General features: G+C 74.4%; 4 protein-coding genes. 3 read left to right on the plus strand and 1 reads right to left on the minus strand.

What is annotated here, in order from left to right; all coding sequences use genetic code 11:
* Nucleotides 1-352: helix-turn-helix domain-containing protein (locus HY68_RS24210; RefSeq protein WP_041992190.1), on the plus strand; the 352-nt coding region annotated here is incomplete at its 5' end.
* On the opposite strand, the gene HY68_RS24215 is transcribed toward HY68_RS24210, so the two are convergent.
* Entirely contained in the window at nt 292-684 is a 393-nt protein-coding gene (locus HY68_RS24215) for a VOC family protein (RefSeq protein ID WP_041992193.1), read from the minus strand. The genes HY68_RS24210 and HY68_RS24215 overlap by 61 nt on opposite strands.
* A 170-nt stretch (nt 685-854) precedes the next feature.
* Between HY68_RS24215 and HY68_RS24220 the strand changes: the two genes are divergently transcribed.
* Together HY68_RS24220 and HY68_RS24225 are read left to right on the plus strand one after the other, a co-directional pair.
* Nucleotides 855-1,628, plus strand: coding sequence for a response regulator transcription factor (locus HY68_RS24220; RefSeq protein WP_078863753.1), 774 nt, complete (start codon nt 855-857; stop codon nt 1,626-1,628).
* 11 nt (nt 1,629-1,639) lie between these two features.
* A partial coding sequence (locus HY68_RS24225; RefSeq protein WP_041997014.1) for a HAMP domain-containing sensor histidine kinase occupies nt 1,640-2,697 on the plus strand: 1,058 nt, incomplete at its 3' end.

The raw sequence follows: 2,697 nt of genomic DNA on the forward strand, positions 1-2,697 counted from the left end.
CGGGCCGCCCGACCCGCTGCTGCGGGCCGTGGTCGAGGGCCTCGACGCGGGCCGTACGGTCGCGGCGACCGCCGAAGCGGTCGGCCTCGGCGCCCGCCAGCTGCACCGCCGCTCGCTGGACGCCTTCGGGTACGGCCCCAAGACGCTCGCCCGTATCCTGCGCCTGCAGCGCGCCCTGGCGCTCGTACGGGCCGGGACGCCCTACGCGCAGGCCGCGCTGGACGCGGGCTGCACCGACCAGGCGCATCTCGCACGGGAGACGCGCGAGCTGGCCGGGCTCACACTCGGCGCCTACGCGGCGCTGGCGTACAGCGAGACCGAGCAGCCGTCCGGGTCGAGCACCGTCGCGTAACGCTGCCCCCAGACCGCGTCCCACGGCTTCAGATGGCCCCGGTACCCGGCGCCGGTCAGATCCGCGTAGATCGAGTCCACGTCGGCGGGGCTGTCGCAGGAGAAGGCCAGCGAGAGCCGCTCACCCTCGCGGGGCGCCGTCCAGCCGGGGTCGAAGGAGCGTACGACGTCCTCCGTGTCCCACAGCAGCCGCATCCCGCCGGGCAGCACCGCCTCCGCGTGGGGCGCGGTGTCCGCGTCGGCGGGCACCGCGACGCCGAGCCTGCGGTAGAACGCGAGGGAGGCCGCCATGTCGGAGACGACCAGGCCGATCACATCAAGTCGTGGAGTCATGCCCCCACCGTAGGCAGCGGGGCGCGGACGGGTCTTGTACGAATCGGACGTCGTGGCCGCCGGTTCGTGGCTGCCGTTCGTGGCCGCTGGTTCGTGGCCGGGCCCTCCGTCATGGTTTCGTAAGAGGTGAACGGCGGTGCACCGGCCGCCGCCCGAGGAGACTTGCGCGTATGCACACCATCCTGGTCGTCGACGACGACCCGACCGTCTCCGAGGTCGTCACCGGCTATCTGGAACGGGCCGGCTTCGCCGTCGACCGGGCCGCCGACGGGCCCGAGGCGCTGCGGCTGGCGGCGGGGAACCCGCCGGCGCTGGTCGTCCTCGATCTGATGCTGCCCGGCATGGACGGTCTTGAGGTGTGCCGGCGGCTGCGGGCGAGCGCCGCCGTGCCCGTCATCATGCTGACCGCGCGCGGCGACGAGGACGACCGCATCCTCGGTCTGGAGATAGGGGCCGACGACTACGTCACCAAGCCCTTCAGCCCGCGCGAACTCGTGCTGCGCGTCGAGTCGGTGCTGCGCCGCGGCACCCACGCCCGGCAGGGCGGCGCCGCCGGGCCCGAGCTGCGCTCCGGCGGGCTGACTCTCGACCCCGCGGCCCGCAGCGCCACCAAGGACGGCAGCCCGCTGGCGCTGACCCTGCGCGAGTTCGAACTGCTCGCGCACCTGATGACGCACCCGGGGCTCGCCATCGCCAGGGAGCAGCTGATGCACGACGTGTGGGGCTGGGAGTTCGGCGATCTGTCGACGGTCACCGTCCATGTGCGGCGGCTGCGCGGCAAGATCGAGGATGATCCGGCGAGGCCCCGGCTGATCCGGACGGTCTGGGGGGTCGGCTACCGCTTCGACGCACCGCCCGAGCAGCCGGCCGGGGAGCCCTTCGAGCAGCGCGCGGGGCAGCAGCCCGCGGGGCAGTCCGCCGAGCAGCCCACCGACAGGAGCTGACCGTGCCCCCCATGCTCGCCATCGTGCTGATCGCCTTCGCAGGCGCAGCGGCCGCAGGCCTGGTCGGAGCGGTCGCGCTGCGGCTGCTGCGGGACCGCTCGGTCACCGTCGGGCTGACCGTGGTCGCCGCCGTCGCCGTCACCGCGATGCTCGCCGGGACGCTGGGCGTCGCCCAGGCGATGTTCCTGTCCAGGCACGACCTGTCGGTCGTCACCACGGTCACCGCGATGGCGGCCGCGGTCTCGCTCGCCACCGCGCTGCTGCTGGGCCGCTGGGTCGTCGCCCGCAGCCGCGATCTGGCCCTCGCCGCCCGGTCGTTCGGCGACGGCGGCAGCTTCGACGCGCCCGGCGGCCCGGCCACGGCCGAACTCACCGAGCTGAGCAGGGAGCTGGCGGCGACCAGCGCGAAGCTCGCCGTCTCGCGGGAGCGTGAGCGGGCCCTGGAGACCTCGCGGCGCGAGCTGGTCGCCTGGATCTCGCACGACCTGCGCACCCCGCTGGCCGGGCTCCGCGCCATGTCGGAGGCGCTGGAGGACGGTGTGGTGCCGGACCAGGCCCGGTACTTCCGGCAGATCAGCGCCGAGGTGGCCCGGCTCGACTCGATGGTCGGCGATCTCTTCGAACTCTCCCGTATCCACGCGGGTTCGCTCGCCCTCACGCCGACCCGGATGTCGGCGTACGACCTGGTGGGGGAGGCGCTGGCGGGCGCCGATCCGGTGGCCAGGGAGCACGGGGTACGGCTGGTCGGCGCCGATGTCGAGGCCGTCCCGATCGAGGTGGACGGCAAGGAGATGACGCGGGTCCTCGCCAATCTGCTGATCAACGCCATCCACCGGACCCCGGCCGACGGCACGGTCGCCGTCGCGGCCGAGCTGCGCGCCGGTTCCGTCGTGCTCTCCGTCACCGACGGCTGCGGCGGTATCCCGGCCGAGGACCTGGCCCGGGTCTTCGACACCGGCTGGCGGGGTACCGAGGCCCGTACGCCGCCGGGCGGCGCCGGCCTGGGGCTCGCGATCGTCCGGGGCATCGTGGAGGCCCACGCGGGCCGCGCAGCCGTCCGCAACGTGGC

It is taken from the genome of Streptomyces sp. AcH 505, from assembly GCF_000818175.1.
Lineage (GTDB): Bacteria > Actinomycetota > Actinomycetes > Streptomycetales > Streptomycetaceae > Streptomyces.